Annotated in this window: 17 protein-coding genes; 10 read left to right on the plus strand and 7 right to left on the minus strand. The window is 64.8% G+C overall.

Annotated elements, in window-relative coordinates:
• Window positions 1–3: 3 nt before the first annotated feature.
• Window positions 4–597, minus strand: a complete 594-nt coding sequence (locus tag LOY37_RS06770) for a nitroreductase family protein (protein WP_045193482.1) — start codon at window positions 595–597, stop codon at window positions 4–6.
• 147 nt (window positions 598–744) lie between these two features.
• Between LOY37_RS06770 and LOY37_RS06775 the strand changes: the two genes are divergently transcribed.
• Window positions 745–1194: a YcgN family cysteine cluster protein gene (locus LOY37_RS06775; protein ID WP_045193480.1), complete on the plus strand. Its 450-nt coding sequence runs from the start codon at window positions 745–747 to the stop codon at window positions 1192–1194.
• A gap of 58 nt (window positions 1195–1252) precedes the next feature.
• Window positions 1253–2467 (plus strand): hypothetical protein, encoded by a 1215-nt coding sequence (locus tag LOY37_RS06780; protein WP_045193703.1) that lies wholly within the window; start codon window positions 1253–1255, stop codon window positions 2465–2467.
• On the opposite strand, the gene LOY37_RS06785 is transcribed toward LOY37_RS06780, so the two are convergent.
• From LOY37_RS06785 to LOY37_RS06795, 3 genes are all read right to left on the minus strand, one after another.
• Window positions 2464–2829 carry a DUF2892 domain-containing protein gene (locus tag LOY37_RS06785; protein WP_093386224.1) on the minus strand — a complete coding sequence of 122 codons (366 nt, stop codon included), beginning with the start codon at window positions 2827–2829 and terminating at the stop codon, window positions 2464–2466. The two genes, LOY37_RS06780 and LOY37_RS06785, sit on opposite strands and share 4 nt — an antisense overlap.
• Window positions 2830–2895: 66 nt before the next feature.
• The gene (locus tag LOY37_RS06790; protein WP_093386219.1) at window positions 2896–3366 is read right to left on the minus strand and encodes an RNA methyltransferase; all 471 of its coding nucleotides are present in this window, start codon (window positions 3364–3366) and stop codon (window positions 2896–2898) included.
• A 61-nt stretch (window positions 3367–3427) separates the two neighbouring features.
• Entirely contained in the window at window positions 3428–3799 is a 372-nt protein-coding gene (locus LOY37_RS06795) for a YajD family HNH nuclease (RefSeq protein WP_038996595.1), read from the minus strand.
• A gap of 126 nt (window positions 3800–3925) precedes the next feature.
• Here LOY37_RS06795 and LOY37_RS06800 point away from each other — a divergent pair, with 126 nt between their 5' ends.
• Entirely contained in the window at window positions 3926–4198 is a 273-nt protein-coding gene (locus LOY37_RS06800; RefSeq protein ID WP_213602137.1) for a hypothetical protein, read from the plus strand.
• On the opposite strand, the gene LOY37_RS06805 is transcribed toward LOY37_RS06800, so the two are convergent.
• Both LOY37_RS06805 and LOY37_RS06810 read right to left on the minus strand, forming a co-directional pair.
• Window positions 4195–4668 (minus strand): cyclic nucleotide-binding domain-containing protein, encoded by a 474-nt coding sequence (locus tag LOY37_RS06805; RefSeq protein WP_045193477.1) that lies wholly within the window; start codon window positions 4666–4668, stop codon window positions 4195–4197. The two genes, LOY37_RS06800 and LOY37_RS06805, sit on opposite strands and share 4 nt — an antisense overlap.
• A gap of 95 nt (window positions 4669–4763) precedes the next feature.
• Window positions 4764–6815, minus strand: coding sequence for a S9 family peptidase (locus tag LOY37_RS06810; protein WP_093386205.1), 2052 nt, complete (start codon window positions 6813–6815; stop codon window positions 4764–4766).
• Between the two features lie 84 nt (window positions 6816–6899).
• Here LOY37_RS06810 and LOY37_RS06815 point away from each other — a divergent pair, with 84 nt between their 5' ends.
• From LOY37_RS06815 to LOY37_RS06825, 3 genes are read left to right on the plus strand one after another with little or no spacing between them, the layout of a single operon-like run.
• Window positions 6900–7391 (plus strand): hypothetical protein, encoded by a 492-nt coding sequence (locus tag LOY37_RS06815; RefSeq protein WP_045193475.1) that lies wholly within the window; start codon window positions 6900–6902, stop codon window positions 7389–7391.
• Between the two features lie 22 nt (window positions 7392–7413).
• The gene (locus LOY37_RS06820) at window positions 7414–8190 is read left to right on the plus strand and encodes a class II glutamine amidotransferase (RefSeq protein WP_045193474.1); all 777 of its coding nucleotides are present in this window, start codon (window positions 7414–7416) and stop codon (window positions 8188–8190) included.
• An 11-nt stretch (window positions 8191–8201) separates the two neighbouring features.
• Window positions 8202–8723, plus strand: a complete 522-nt coding sequence (locus LOY37_RS06825; protein ID WP_093386196.1) for a DUF2937 family protein — start codon at window positions 8202–8204, stop codon at window positions 8721–8723.
• Here LOY37_RS06825 and LOY37_RS06830 read toward each other — a convergent pair.
• Complete coding sequence (locus tag LOY37_RS06830; RefSeq protein WP_258716515.1) at window positions 8720–9631, minus strand: LysR family transcriptional regulator; 912 nt, start codon at window positions 9629–9631, stop codon at window positions 8720–8722. The genes LOY37_RS06825 and LOY37_RS06830 overlap by 4 nt on opposite strands.
• A gap of 142 nt (window positions 9632–9773) precedes the next feature.
• Between LOY37_RS06830 and LOY37_RS06835 the strand changes: the two genes are divergently transcribed.
• Genes LOY37_RS06835 through LOY37_RS06850 form a run of 4 tightly spaced genes read left to right on the plus strand, consistent with a single transcriptional unit; the run spans window position 9774 to window position 13456 of the window.
• Window positions 9774–11060 carry an MFS transporter gene (locus LOY37_RS06835; protein ID WP_045193471.1) on the plus strand — a complete coding sequence of 429 codons (1287 nt, stop codon included), beginning with the start codon at window positions 9774–9776 and terminating at the stop codon, window positions 11058–11060.
• Window positions 11061–11085: 25 nt separating this feature from the next.
• The gene (locus tag LOY37_RS06840) at window positions 11086–11838 is read left to right on the plus strand and encodes a 5-oxoprolinase subunit PxpA (RefSeq protein ID WP_082075365.1); all 753 of its coding nucleotides are present in this window, start codon (window positions 11086–11088) and stop codon (window positions 11836–11838) included.
• Entirely contained in the window at window positions 11835–12539 is a 705-nt protein-coding gene (pxpB, locus tag LOY37_RS06845; RefSeq protein ID WP_258716516.1) for a 5-oxoprolinase subunit PxpB, read from the plus strand. The genes LOY37_RS06840 and pxpB overlap by 4 nt, the downstream gene beginning before the upstream one ends.
• Window positions 12536–13456 (plus strand): biotin-dependent carboxyltransferase family protein, encoded by a 921-nt coding sequence (locus tag LOY37_RS06850; RefSeq protein WP_258716517.1) that lies wholly within the window; start codon window positions 12536–12538, stop codon window positions 13454–13456. The genes pxpB and LOY37_RS06850 overlap by 4 nt, the downstream gene beginning before the upstream one ends.
• Window positions 13457–13482 lie beyond the last annotated feature (26 nt).

A 13482-nucleotide genomic window follows, 5' to 3' on the forward strand; every position in this document is an offset into this window, starting at 1 on the left:
CCATCAAAGGCTGAAATCACCCTCAGCCGCCAACTCGCTCAACGGCCGCCGCGGGCTCGGCACTTCCCGCGCCTGCAAGCCTTCGGCCAGGGTCGACTTGTCGCCCAGCTTGCCGATCGCCACTGCCGCGTGCAGGGCGTAGCCTTCGGGGATCTTCAGCTCCTTGCGGGTCAGTTCCTGGTCGAAACCGGCCATGCCATGGGTGTGCCAGCCGCTCAGGCTCGCTTGCAGCGCCAGGTGTCCCCAGGCCGAGCCGGTGTCGAAGGTGTGCCACAGGGCCGGGGTTTCTTCGCTGGCGCCCGGCGCGGTGAAGCTGGTTTTGGAAATGATGATCACCAGCGCCGAGGCGTGCTGGGCCCAGCTGCGGTTGAACTCGTTGAGCAGGCCAAGGAAGCGTTCCCAGTTCGGCGTATCGCGGCGGGCATAGAGGAAGCGCCAGGGCTGCGAGTTGTAGGCCGACGGTGCCCAGCGTGCGGCTTCAAGGAAGCTCAGCAGGGTGGCCTGGTCGATCGGCTCGGCGGTGAAGGCGCGCGGCGACCAGCGCTGGATGAACTGTTCGTTGATGGCATGATCGGCAACGCGAGGATTTGCACTCATCAATAGTTCCTGAAGTTGGGTAGGTGACCGCTGGTCAAACTACTGTGTCATATGAGCGCTGACAAGCGGTCTGGCAATGGCCGGTGACAGGCCCTAGACTGGCGCCGCCGCGCCGCCGCATACGAATTGAAACAGGACACCCGCGACATGACTGCCAACGCCAATCCATTCTGGATGCGTAAAACCCTCGAGCAACTCGACCCGCAAGAGTGGGAGTCGCTGTGTGACGGCTGTGGCCTGTGCTGCCTGCAAAAGCTTGAAGATGAAGACGACAACAGCGTCTATTACACGCGTATCGCCTGCAAGTTGCTGGACCTCAAGACCTGCCAGTGCAGCGATTACCCGCAGCGGATGCAGATCGTGCCCGACTGCATCCAGCTGACGCCGGGCAAGGCCGACCAGTTCAAATGGCTGCCGACCACCTGCGGTTACCGCCTGGTCAGCGAGGGCAAGGATCTGCCCGACTGGCATCACCTGGTGTGTGGCGACCGCGAGCAGGTGCACAAGCAACGGATTTCACAATCCGGGCGCATGCTCAGCGAAGACAGCGTCGATGAAGACGACTGGGAAGACTATCTGATTTTCCGCGCCGGCTGAGCCTCGCAGAGGGTTGTCGGACAGCGCGTTTGGCGGAACAAGGAGTTTCTGTATGCGTGTGCGTTGCCATGGGTGGCTGGTGCTGGGCCTGCTGGCCAGTTCGCCGGCCTGGGCGAAAAAAGTCGATCTGGATTACCACGTGCGCTTGCTGCCAGAAAGCGAGCAGGCCGAAGTGCGCCTGACCCTGGCCGATGGCGCCAGCGTGCGCAGCCTGGACTTCGACCTGGGCAAGGACGGCGCCTACAGCGAGTTCAAGGCCGACGGCCAGTGGCAGCTGCAGGGCGACGATCAGCGTGGCCACTGGCAACCGGCGCCGGGCAAAAGCCAGCTCACCTACAAGGTACGCCTGAGCCAGCGGCTCAAGGGCGGCGCTTATGAAACCCGCATGACCCCGGACTGGGCGCTGTTTCGCGGCGATGACCTGGTGCCGCCGGCACGCCTGGACCAGCACGACGGCACCGAACTGGTGGCACGCCTGAGCTTCGAGCTGCCCAAGGGCTGGAAAAGCGTCGAGACGCCGTGGCCGCGCATCGGCAAGCAGCGTTTTCGCATCGACAACGTTTCGCGCCTGTTCGACCGCCCGACCGGCTGGATGCTCGCCGGCACCGTCGGCACCCGCCGCGCGCGCCTGGGCGAAACCGAAGTCAGTGTCGCCGCACCCCAAGGCCAGGGCATGCGCCGGCTGGACAACCTGACCCTGCTGACCTTCGTCTGGCCACAGCTGCAGGCGGTGTTCCCGCGCAACCCGCCCAAGCTGTTGCTGGTGGGGGCCCGCGATGAACTGTGGCGCGGCGCTCGCGCCGGGCACAACTCCATCTACCTGCACAGCAGCCGTCCGTTGGTCGCTGAGAACGGCTCAAGCCCGGTGCTGCGCGAGCTGGTGCATGTGTTTGCGCAAATCAATGATCGCGAGGCCAGCGACTGGATCAGCGAAAGCCTGGCCGAGTACTACGCCAGCGAACTGCTGCGCCGCGCCGGCGGCATGACCGACGAGCGTTACCAGGCCCTGCAGGCGAGCCTTGAACGCAGTGGCAAGAAGGTCAGCAGCTTGCGCGGCGAGCAGGTCGACAGCGCGGTGATCGCCCGTGGCGTGCTGCTGTTGCGCGCACTTGACCAGGAAATCCGCCTGCACACCCACAACCAGCGCTCACTGGACGATGTCACCCGGGCGATGATGCGCCTGAACAGCGTCAGCACCGCCGAGTTCATCCAGCTCAGCGAAAGCGTGCTGGGCAAGTCGTCCGAGGTGCTGCAGAGCAAGCTGCTGCGTTAAGGCTTGGGGTCATTGAGCGCGTCGTTGCCGGTCACCGTGGTGCCACGGGTAGCGGCTTCGGCGTTGGCCTTGAGCGCTTGCAGCTCGGCGCCGCTGCGTTCGATCTTGCTGCGGATGTTGTCCAGGTCGCTGCGGCCGCGCTCGATCAGGCTTTTCACCGAGCTGTGGCCGGTGATGCCACGGGCCAGGGCAACCCCGCCGATGGCCACCTGAATCAAGCCGAACAGGCCGCCACGGCGCAGGCCCTTGCCGACCATGATCACCCCGGTGGCAACCGAACCTGCGCGCTCCCAGCCGTGGACATTCTGATCGCTGGCCATATGCGCTGAATTGGCCGGGATAAGCGTCTGTTTCTCGGTCATGGTCATTCTCCAGTAGGGACGATGGTCTACAGCAGACCGCCGGGCAGGGCGGGCTGTTCAGTCGGCTTACTTGAATTTCGGCCCGGAGCGGGTGTTCAGGCCCTTGGCCAGGCGGTCATAGAGCACCACGTTGACGGTGGCGGCAAGGTTCATGCAACCGTTGGTCGGGATGTAGATGGTCTCTTCACACCAGGCCCGCACGCTCGGGTCGAGGGAGCCGTCTTCGGGGCCGAAGATATAGATCGCGCGGTCCGGGTGGGTGTACTCGGGCAGCGCCCGGGCGCCGTCGACCAGCTCTACCGCCACCGGCGTGCAGCCCAGGGGGATGATCTTCTGCAGGTCGTCGATACCGATCAGCGGAATGTCGTAGTGCACCCGCTTGGTGTCGGTGACGAAGTCGCGGGCGCGCTCATAGCGCTTGCCGGTGTAGAACACCGAGTTGACGCCGTAGCAACCCGCGGCGCGCATCACCGAACCGACGTTCTCTGCTGACTTGGGGTTGAACAGACCAATGCAGCTGTACCGTTTGTTCGCCACGTGCCGGGGCCCTTCGCAAAAAAGACGCGATTATACGGGCTTGCCGGCGACTGTGGGCGCTTCAGTCCTTCTTCAGCATCCCGGCCAGGGCCGCAAACGGATTGTGGGTGGCCTTGGCGATGCTCGGGCTGCTGGTCGAGCCTTCGCTGAAGTACTGCTGGTCGGTATAGCGCGAGTGCTCGTTGTCGTGACAGTACAGGCACAGCAGCTCCCAGTTGGAACCGTCCTGGGGGTTGTTGTCGTGGTTGTGGTCACGGTGGTGCACGGTCAGCTCGCTCAGGCGCTTGCCGGCGAACTCGCGGGCGCAGCGGCCACACACGTGCGGGTACATGCGCAGGGCCTTGTCACGGTAGCCCATTTCCTTGTCGCGCTTGGCGTCGGCGAGGATGCGGTCTAGCCGTGCGGTGGCGGCGGCAGAGGATGACGAACTCATGGGATTACCTTTTCTCGGGCTTGTTACGGTTATGCCTTGAAGTTTAGCCCGATGGCGGGCAATTCGGACAGGCAAACCGTGCGCGGTGGGAGTAGCCTGTAGCCAGGACCCTCAAGGAGCCTGCGCATGCGTTACGCGATCATTGCCGTACTGATCTGTGCCAGCCTGCAAAGCACCGTGGCCGCCGAGCTGCAACCGCGGCTGGCCACGCCGGTGCCGGGGGCGCCAGGCACCGCCACGCCAACACCCTATCCGCAGGTGACGCCAAGTACGCCGCCGCGGGCCGGTGATGCGCGACCGGGCTCGCCATTGCTGCCGCCGATGCCGCTGCCCGCTCCACCCAAGGACCAGCCGTTGCCCGGCCTGAATCCGGACAACAGCAAGGGCAAGGGCGACTAGACCTGCTGCGCCAGACGCTGGCCGTCCTGCATGCGCAGGCGCCGCGACAAGGCCACGGCCAGGGCGCGGATGATCTTGGCGGCGATCTTCGGGGCGTCGTTGAGCATCTTTTCCAGCGAGTCCTTGCCCAGGTTGAGCAGTTGGCAGTCGCTGGCGGCAATGCAACTGGCCGAGCGCCGTTCACCGTCGAGCACGGCCATTTCGCCGAAGGCACGGCCCTTGCGCAGGGTGGCGATTTCGACCTGGCGCTGCTCGGCGTCGGTCTTGCGTACCGACACCACGCCGTGGTGGATGATGCACATGAAGGTGCCGGCATCGCCTTCGCGGAAAATTTCTTCACCTTCGCTCATGCTGCTGATGCTGAAATAGCCGGCGGCGGCCTGGAAGTCGACAGGCAGCAACTGGTCGAACAGGCCGCAGTCCATGAGCATGTCGCGGATTTCGTTGTTGAGGTGGGTGGGTTCAGGCATTGACGTCGTTCTTTTAGTTTTGTGGTGTCTGATAATCGCGGGTCAAGCCCGCTCCTACAGGGGCGGGCGGTGACTCAGACAACAAATTTTCCGATTTACACCACGCCCAGCACGTTAAATACGAACGCGTACTCCAGCGCCACATCGCGCAGCCCTTGGTAGCGCCCGCTCATGCCGCCGTGGCCGGCGCCCATTTCGGTCTTGAGCAGCAGCAGGTTGTCGTCGGTCTTGGTCACCCGCAGCCGCGCCACCCACTTGGCCGCTTCCCAGTACTGCACGCGGCTGTCGTTGTAACCGGCGATCACCAGCAGGGCAGGGTAGGCCTGGGCGCGGACGTTTTCATAGGGTGCGTAGGCCTTGATCCGCTCGTACACCTCGGGTTCCTCGGGGTTGCCCCACTCGTCGTATTCGGTGACGGTCAGCGGCAGTTCCGGGTCGAGCATGGTATTGAGCACGTCGACGAACGGCACTTCGGCAATCGCCGCCTTGAACAGCTCCGGGCGCTGGTTGAGCACCGCACCGATCAGCAGGCCGCCGGCGCTGCCGCCGCTGATCGCCAGTTGCCCGGCGCAGGTAACGCCCTGGGCGATCAGGTGTTCGGCGCAGGCAATGAAGTCGCCGAAGGTGTTGTGCTTGTGCTCCTGCTTGCCGGCGCGGTACCAGGCTTCACCCAGCTCGCCGCCGCCACGCACGTGGGCGATGGCGAAGGCCACGCCGCGTTCGAGCAGGCTCAGGCGGGCGTGGGAGAACCACGGGTCGAGGCTTTCGCCATAGGCGCCATAACCGTACAGGTACAGCGGCACCGGCTTGCCGACGTCGGCGCGGCGCTGCACCAGGCTGATCGGCACCTGGGTGCCGTCGGCGGCAGTGGCCCACAGGCGCTGGCTGACGTAGGCATCCGGGTCGAACGGGCCGAGCACCGGGGTTTGCTTGAGCACTTGCTGGGCGCCGCTGGCCAGCTCCAGTTGGCGTACCTGGGCCGGGCGGTTGAGCGATTGGTAACGCAGGCGGATGCGCGGGCTGACAAACTCCAGGCTGTCCTGCACGTACAAGCTGTAGGCAGCGTCTGGCAGCTCGACGCGGTAGGCAGGCAGGCCTTGTGGGCGCACCTCGATGATCGGCAGGCCGCCTTCGCGCAGGCTCAGGGTCAGGGCGCTGGCGTTGAGGGTCAGGCCTTCGAGCATCACCGTGTCGCGGTGGGCCACCAGCAGTTGCCATTGTTCGCGGCTCGGCACGCTATCGGCTTGGGCCTGGTACAGGGCGAAGTTGATGCCGTCCTGGTTGCTGCGGATGAACCAGCGCCACTGGCCTTCGAGCTGGCCGTGGTCGGGGTAGTACTCGTGGCCCTCGACCCGCGGCGCCAGGCAGGTGAAGGCCTGCTCGGGATGTTCGGCGTCGAGCACCCAGGCTTCGCTGGTGGTCTTGCTGTTGAGCAGCAGGATCAGCTGGCGCTCGGAGCTGGCGCGGTAGCAGTGCAGAAAGAAACGACCGTCGGTTTCTTCATATACTGGTGCAACGCTGCCGCTGCCCAGGCGATGGCGCAACAGCTTGTGCGGGCGATGGGTGTCGTCCAGCTCGGCGAAGAACAGCGTCTGGTTGTCGTTGGCCCAGGTCATGCTGCCGTCGCAGTCCTCGAACGGCAGTTGCTCGATGGCGCCGCTGGCCAGTTCCTTGACGTACAGGGTGTAGATTTCGTCGCCCGTGGTGTCCAGGCTGTAGGCCAGGCGCTGGTGGTCGGGGCTGATGCTGAAGGCACCGAGGGACAGAAAGCCGCCCTGGGCCAGTTCATTGGGGTCGAGCAGCAGCTCTTCGCGGCTTTCATCGACCGTGTTGGAATCGTCGGCCGGGCGCGGGCAGCGGTAGTGGCGGGCGTATTCGTCACCGGCGGTGGTGCGCGTGTAGTACAGGTACGGGCCCCAGGGCGAAGGCAGCGACAGGTCTGTTTCGAGGATGCGCGCCTTGATTTCTTCGAACAGTTGCTCGCGCAGCGGCGCCTGAGCGGCCAGCTGCGCCTCTTGATAGGCGTTCTCGGCGTTCAGGTACGCCAGCACCTCGGGGGTGTCGCGCTGCTGCAGCCAGGCATAGGGATCGGCACCTTCGGCCTTGCGGGCAATCGGGGCACGGGGAGCGGTGGCGTCTGCGGACATGCGGGGTTCTCTTGGCTGGGGGGCGCCTGCGCGCGGAAAAGTGTTTATCATAAGCGTCTATTTGCCTAGCTTGCCACGGACACCATGACCGAGAACGACTATCTGCTCGCCTGGGGCCTCTACGCCCTTGCCGCCTTGGGATGCCTGCTGGTGGGCTTTCGCCTGACCTCATGGATGTGGCGCTGGTTGCGCGAACCGCTGCGGGTGCTGATGGCGGTGCTGCTGCTGACCCCGACCATTGTCGACCCGGTGAAAGAAAAGTTCGCCCCGGCCATCGCCATTGCCGCCCTCGACACCCTGTTCAAGGTCGGCAACAACGCCCTGCGCGCCGCAGCCGACCTGGCCATGTACGGCATGATTGCCTTTGCCCTGTATGCGCTGTTCGTGCTCATCCGCTGGCCGCTCGAGCGCCGTGCCAGGGCCCGCCGCGAGCAGGCGCAAGCCGCCGCGCAACGTGAAGCGGACGAGCCTGTGAGCGATGAGCCGTTCGCCGCCGAGCGCAGCGACCGCTACCGTAACCCGCCACCTGCAGCGCCGCTGGGCGGCAGTGGCACGCGGGTCGAGCCGCGCCTGTAGCCTTTGCCCGGAGCAGCCAAGCATGTGTGAATTACTGGGCATGAGCGCCAATGTGCCGACCGACATCGTTTTCAGCTTCACCGGGCTGATGCAGCGCGGCGGGCGCACCGGCCCGCACCGTGACGGCTGGGGCATCGCCTTCTACGAAGGCCGTGGCCTGCGCCTGTTCCAGGACCCGGCGGCGAGCTGCGAGTCGGAAGTCGCCAACCTGGTGCAGCGCTACCCGATCAAGAGCGAGGTGGTGATCGGCCACATTCGCCAGGCCAACGTCGGCAAGGTCTGCCTGTCCAACACCCATCCGTTCGTGCGCGAGCTGTGGGGGCGCAACTGGTGCTTTGCGCACAACGGCCAGCTCGGCGAGTTCAAGGGCCAGGCGACCTTCTATCGGCCGGTTGGCGACACCGACAGCGAAGCGGCGTTTTGCGACCTGCTCAACCGCGTGCGCGAAGCCTTCCCCGAACCGGTCGAGGTCGAGCAATTGCTGCCGGTGCTGGTCGAGGCCTGCGCCGAATACCGTGGCAAGGGCGTGTTCAACTGCCTGTTCAGCGATGGCGACTGGCTGTTCTGCTTCTGTTCGACCAAGCTGGTGCACATCACCCGCCGAGCGCCGTTTGGCCCGGCACGGCTGAAGGACGTCGACATGATCGTCGACTTCCAGGCCGAAACCACCCCTAACGATGTGGTCACGGTGATCGCCACCGAGGCCCTCACCGAGAACGAAACCTGGCATCGCTACGCACCTGGCCAGTGGGCCCTGTGGCGCCGTGGCGAATGCATCGCCGAAGGCCAGGCCAGCTAAGGATCAGCCCCATGTTCAGAAGTTACCTGCGCTTGCTGTTGTTTACCTGCGGTTTGCTGGTCGGGTTGCAGGTGCCGGGCTATATCGTCGATTACAGCCAGCGGGTCGAGGCGCACCTGCTTGAATCGCGTGAAGGACTCAAAGGCTTTGAAGACACTGCCAAGCGCTTTTTCAACGGCGACCTGCAGGCCTTGGTGCGCCATTACCGCAGCAGCGACGACCCGGTGTTCACCAGCGATGCCAACAGCATCGAGAGCCTGTTGATCCGTAACCGCCAGTTCGAGCAGGAATGGCAGATCGTGCAGGGCCCGTGGCTGGCGAAAACCTGGCATGTGCTGGTTACCGCCAACCCGCAACTGCGCGAAGAAACCCTCAACGCTTACCGCTACCAGATTCTGCTTAACCCCGAGGCCCTGGCCTGGGGCCTGAGCTGCGCGCTGCTGCTGGCGCTGGTGGTCGAAAGCCTGCTGCTGTTGCTCGGCTGGGTGGCCCTCGGCGGGCGGCGCAAGGCGGTGCAGGAGAGCTGGCGCTAAACCAGCACGATGCGCTGCGGCCCGGCATCGCGGGCGTAGCGCTCCAGCACGTTGCGGCACAGTTGCACCACCTCGTCGACCAGCTCGACGCCGGTCTGCCAGGCCACCACCAGCTCCAGGCTCGGTGGCTGTTGGGCCAGCGGCAGCAGGATCAGCTCGCCACGGGCCAGTTCCTCGCTGACCAGCGCCGGTGGCAGGGCGCCAATACCAAAACCATCACGCAACAGCCGGGTGATCGCCGCCACCGAATTCACGCAGTTCAGCCGTGGCGCGCCTACCCCTTCGGCCTGCAGCAGGCTGAGCACTTCCTGGTGCGGGCGGGAATTTTTCGAAAAGGTCACGATGCGCTCGCGGGCCAGGTCCGCCAGCGAGGCGTAGTCGCGGTTGTAGATTGACTGGCTGGCGACGATCCAGCCCATGGGGTAGCGCGCCAGGTCCAGGCTGCGGATGCTTTCCTGGCGCAACAGGTCGGTTTGCAGGATTACATCGAGAAAGCCTTTTTGCAGTTGTTCGCGCAAGTTAAGCGCCGTATCGGCGATCAACTCGATTTCCACCTGCGGGTAGCGCTCCATCAACTCCGCCACCAGCGGGCTCATCCAGGTGTGGATTACCGTGTCCATCACGCCGATGCGAATGCGCCCGACCTTGGCCCGGTCGCTGTCCAGCGATTGCTTGAGGGCCTTGGCGGTGTCGAGCATCTGTTCGGCGTACTCGAGCACCTTGCTGCCTTCCGGGGTCAGGCTCACGCCACGTGAGTCGCGCAGCAGCAACCTGACCCCGAGATCGGCCTCAAGCGCGGCGATGCGGCTGGAGATCGAGGCCTGGGTGGTGAAGAGCTTTTCGGCGGTCAGGCGAAAGCTCTTGAGGCGGGCGACCCAGACGAAGGTTTCGAGGAATTTGAGGTTCATGGCGCGCTCACTGATCAAGTTTTTCTTATGCCAGACAGCTGGTTTTTCTCGTTGGACGACAACCTGCGGGCGTCGAAAAATGATCCTCAAGCCGCGACACATGTTGTCGTCGTTAAAACAATACCAACAAGCTGAGGCAACCATGAACCCATCGGGCGTGCAGCAACAGGTCAAAGCCAGGTCAGTGGCGGGGCCATTCGACTGGTACCGCAACATCAACAAGCAGGAACGCCGGACCTTCTGGAGCTGCAAGATCGGCTACGGCCTCGATGGCATGGACACGCAGATGCTCAGCTTCGTCATCCCCACCCTGATCGCCCTGTGGGGCATCAGCACCGCCGAAGCCGGGTTGATTCACACCAGCACCCTGATCGCCTCGGCCTTGGGCGGCTGGATCGCCGGTATCCTTTCCGACCGCATCGGCCGCGTGCGCACCCTGCAATTGACGGTGCTGTGGTTCGCCTTCTTCACCTTTCTTTGCGGCTTTGCCCAGAACTACGAGCAGCTGTTGATCGCCCGCACTCTGATGGGCTTCGGTTTTGGCGGCGAATGGACCGCCGGCGCCGTGCTGATCGGCGAAGTGATCCGCGCCCAGGACCGTGGCAAGGCAGTGGGCATGGTGCAGTCCGGCTGGGCCATCGGCTGGGGCCTGACGGCGATCCTGTATGCCGTGCTGTTTTCGCTGTTGCCGCCGGAAGATGCCTGGCGCGCACTGTTTTTGCTGGGCATCGTGCCAGCGGTGTTCGTGATTTTCGTTCGCCGCCTGGTCAAGGACCCGGAGATCTACCAGCAGGCCAAGGCCGCGGAAAAGACCGCAGCGCCGTCGCATTTTTATGAAATCTTCGCCCCGGGCATGCTCTTCACCACGATCCGCGCCTCGCTGCTGACCACCGGCGCCCTGGGCGGCTACTACGCCATCACCTCGTGGCTGCCGACCTTCCTCAAGAACGAGCGCGGCTTGAGCGTACTGGGTACCGGCGGCTACCTGGCGATGGTGATCTTCGGCTCCTACATCGGCTATGTGATCAGCGCCTACCTCACCGACCTGCTGGGCCGGAAAAAGAACTTCATCCTCTTCGCCGTCGGTTCGTTCATCATTGTCCTGCTCTACACCCAGATGCCGGTCAGCGATGGCGTCATGCTCTGGCTGGGCTTCCCCCTGGGCTTCTTCGCCTCGGGGATCTTCAGCGGCATGGGCGCGTTTCTCACCGAACTCTTCCCCACCCGCATCCGTGGCTCGGGCCAGGGCTTTTGCTACAACATCGGCCGCGCGCTGGCAGCGTTCTTCCCGCTGCTGATCGGCTTGCTGAGCCAGAAGATTCCCCTGGGCCTGGGCATCGGCGGATTTGCCGCAGTGTCCTACGGAGTGGTAATTCTGGCAGCCTTGAGCCTGCCGGAAACCCGCGGCAAACAATTAGAAGCCCATTAAGGCCGAGCCTGAAGGAGTGTCACACGTGAGCCGCCTGTTATTGAATTGCGATATGGGTGAAAGTTTTGGCAGCTGGACCATGGGCCTGGATGCCCAGGTCATGCCTTATGTTGATTGCGCCAACATTGCCTGCGGTTTTCATGCCGGCGACCCCGGGATCATGCGCAAGACCGTGGCCCTGGCGGTTGCCAGCCAGGTGCGCATCGGCGCCCATCCGGCCTACCCGGACCTGGCCGGCTTCGGCCGCCGCTCCATGGCCTGCAGCGCCGAAGAGATTCGCGATCTGCTGCATTACCAGATCGGCGCCCTGGACGGCATTTGCCGTACCCAGGGTACCCGGGTTGCCTACGTCAAACCCCACGGCGCGCTGTACAACGACATGATGGCCGAGCCGCTCAAGCTGCGTGCCGTGCTCGAAGCCGTGGCCGCCTATGACCGGCAGTTGCCGCTGATGCTGATGGCCACCGCCGACAACAGCGCGGCCCAGGCCTTGGGCGATGAGTACGGTGTAACCCTGTGGTTCGAAGCCTTTGCCGACCGCGCCTACGACGCCAGCGGCCACTTGCTGTCGCGGCGCTTGCCGGGGGCGGTGCACCATGATCCGGCGATGATTGTCGAGCAGGCCCTGCGCCTGGCCCGCGGCGAGGCGCTGAGCGCCAGCGATGGCAGCGCGTTGCTGCTGCAGGCCGATACCCTGTGCGTGCATGGCGACAACGACAGCTCGATCGCCGCCGTGCGGCAGATCCGTCAGGCCCTCGATGCCCAGGCGGTGCCATGAATTACCGTATTGAAGTAGTGGCCATCGACTGCCTGATGGTGCGCCTGTTCGATCAGATCGATGAAGGCAACATGCCCTGGCTGCTTGCCGCCAGCCAGCGCCTGCGCAGCGCCTTTGCCGGGCGCCTGGTCGACCTGGTGCCGTCCTATACCACGCTGATGGTGCAGTTTGACCTGCTCCAGCTGTCACCGGCCGAGGCCCAGGCCTGTATTCGGCAAGCGCTCACCGACTTGCAGCCGGACCCTGGCAGCGCAGGCCGCCAGCACGAGATTCCGGTGTGGTATGACCCGAGTGTCGGCCCGGAGCTGCAACTGCTTGCTGAGCGTTGCAACACATCGGTGGCCGACATCATTCGCCGCCACAGCGAGCGTGAGTACCAGGTGTTCGCCCTGGGCTTTGCCCCCGGCTTCGCCTTCATGGGCCTGGTCGAACAAGCCCTGGCCGCGCCGCGCCTGGCCACCCCGCGCAAACGCGTGGCGGCCGGCAGCGTGGGCATTGCCGAGCGCCAGACCGCCGCTTATCCAGCGGTTTCTCCCGGCGGCTGGAACCTGATCGGGCGCACCCCGAGCAAGCTTTTTGACCGCCTGCGTGATGGCTACAGCCTGTTGCAGCCGGGTGACCGGGTGCGCTTCGTGGCGGTTGAGCGCGCCACCTTCATCAACCTGGGCGGCGACGATACCCCGCTGGAGGCACAGGCATGAGCTGCTTGTCGATCGAGGCCAGCACGCCGCTGTGCCTGCTGCAGGATGCCGGGCGCTTTGGCGTGCGCCACCTGGGCGTGACCCAGGGCGGGGCGCTGGACTGGGTGTCGATGCGCTGGGCCAACTGGCTGCTGGGCAACGCGCCCGAGGCCGCGGTGGTCGAGGTCACCCTCGGTGGTTTCAGCCTGATTGCCGAGCAGGACTGTTGCCTGGCCCTGGCCGGCGCCGACCTCGACGCACGCCTCGATGGCCAGCCGCTCAAGCCCTGGCGCAGCTTCAGCATGGGCAAGGGCCAGCGCTTGCGCCTGAATGCGCCCCAGCATGGCGCCCGTGCCTACATCGCTGCGCCGGGTGGCTTCAAGGCGCCGCAGGTACTGGGCAGTTGTGCCAGCGTGGTACGTGAAGCGCTCGGCGGGCTGGATGGTTTGGGCTCGCCGCTGGCCAAGGGGCAAGCGCTGGAATACGCCGGTGTGGCAGCGGCGCTCAAAGAAGTGCCGGAAGCGTTGTGGCCGGACTTTACCGACAGGTCGCCGCTTGATCTGTTGCTCGGCGCGCAGATCGGCGATTTTAGCGGCACAAGCCTGTTTGAAGCGTTCAACCGCGACTGGACCCTCGACAGCCGCGCTGATCGCATGGGCATGCGCTTGCTCGGGCCGGTGTTGCACTACCAGGGGCCGGCGATGATTTCCGAGGGGATTGCGTTGGGCGCGGTGCAGGTGCCGCCGGATGGCCAGCCGATCGTGCTGCTCAATGATCGTCAGACCATTGGTGGCTATCCGCGATTGGGGGCGTTGACGCCGTTGGCGTTGGCGCGGCTGGCGCAATTGCTGCCGGGGAGTGTAGTGCGCTTCAGGCCGGTGGTGCAGGAGATGGCGTGGCTTGAGCAGCGGGCGTTTCTTGAAAGGTTTGTTGGCTGAGCGGGCCTCATCGCGGGTCAAGCCCG

Source organism: Pseudomonas sp. B21-012 (genome assembly GCF_024749305.1).
Lineage (GTDB): Bacteria > Pseudomonadota > Gammaproteobacteria > Pseudomonadales > Pseudomonadaceae > Aquipseudomonas.

Excerpts from the sequence above, each read along its gene's own strand:
- LOY37_RS06770 (WP_045193482.1), bottom strand. The coding sequence starts at position 597 with ATGAGTGCAAATCCTCGCGTTGCCGATCATGCCATCAACGAACAGTTC.
- LOY37_RS06775 (WP_045193480.1), top strand. The coding sequence starts at position 745 with ATGACTGCCAACGCCAATCCATTCTGGATGCGTAAAACCCTCGAGCAA.
- LOY37_RS06785 (WP_093386224.1), bottom strand. The coding sequence starts at position 2,829 with ATGACCGAGAAACAGACGCTTATCCCGGCCAATTCAGCGCATATGGCC.
- LOY37_RS06795 (WP_038996595.1), bottom strand. The coding sequence starts at position 3,799 with ATGAGTTCGTCATCCTCTGCCGCCGCCACCGCACGGCTAGACCGCATC.
- LOY37_RS06800 (WP_213602137.1), top strand. The coding sequence starts at position 3,926 with ATGCGTTACGCGATCATTGCCGTACTGATCTGTGCCAGCCTGCAAAGC.
- LOY37_RS06805 (WP_045193477.1), bottom strand. The coding sequence starts at position 4,668 with ATGCCTGAACCCACCCACCTCAACAACGAAATCCGCGACATGCTCATG.
- LOY37_RS06810 (WP_093386205.1), bottom strand. The coding sequence starts at position 6,815 with ATGTCCGCAGACGCCACCGCTCCCCGTGCCCCGATTGCCCGCAAGGCC.
- LOY37_RS06815 (WP_045193475.1), top strand. The coding sequence starts at position 6,900 with ATGACCGAGAACGACTATCTGCTCGCCTGGGGCCTCTACGCCCTTGCC.
- LOY37_RS06820 (WP_045193474.1), top strand. The coding sequence starts at position 7,414 with ATGTGTGAATTACTGGGCATGAGCGCCAATGTGCCGACCGACATCGTT.
- LOY37_RS06825 (WP_093386196.1), top strand. The coding sequence starts at position 8,202 with ATGTTCAGAAGTTACCTGCGCTTGCTGTTGTTTACCTGCGGTTTGCTG.
- LOY37_RS06830 (WP_258716515.1), bottom strand. The coding sequence starts at position 9,631 with ATGAACCTCAAATTCCTCGAAACCTTCGTCTGGGTCGCCCGCCTCAAG.
- LOY37_RS06835 (WP_045193471.1), top strand. The coding sequence starts at position 9,774 with ATGAACCCATCGGGCGTGCAGCAACAGGTCAAAGCCAGGTCAGTGGCG.
- pxpB (WP_258716516.1), top strand. The coding sequence starts at position 11,835 with ATGAATTACCGTATTGAAGTAGTGGCCATCGACTGCCTGATGGTGCGC.
- LOY37_RS06850 (WP_258716517.1), top strand. The coding sequence starts at position 12,536 with ATGAGCTGCTTGTCGATCGAGGCCAGCACGCCGCTGTGCCTGCTGCAG.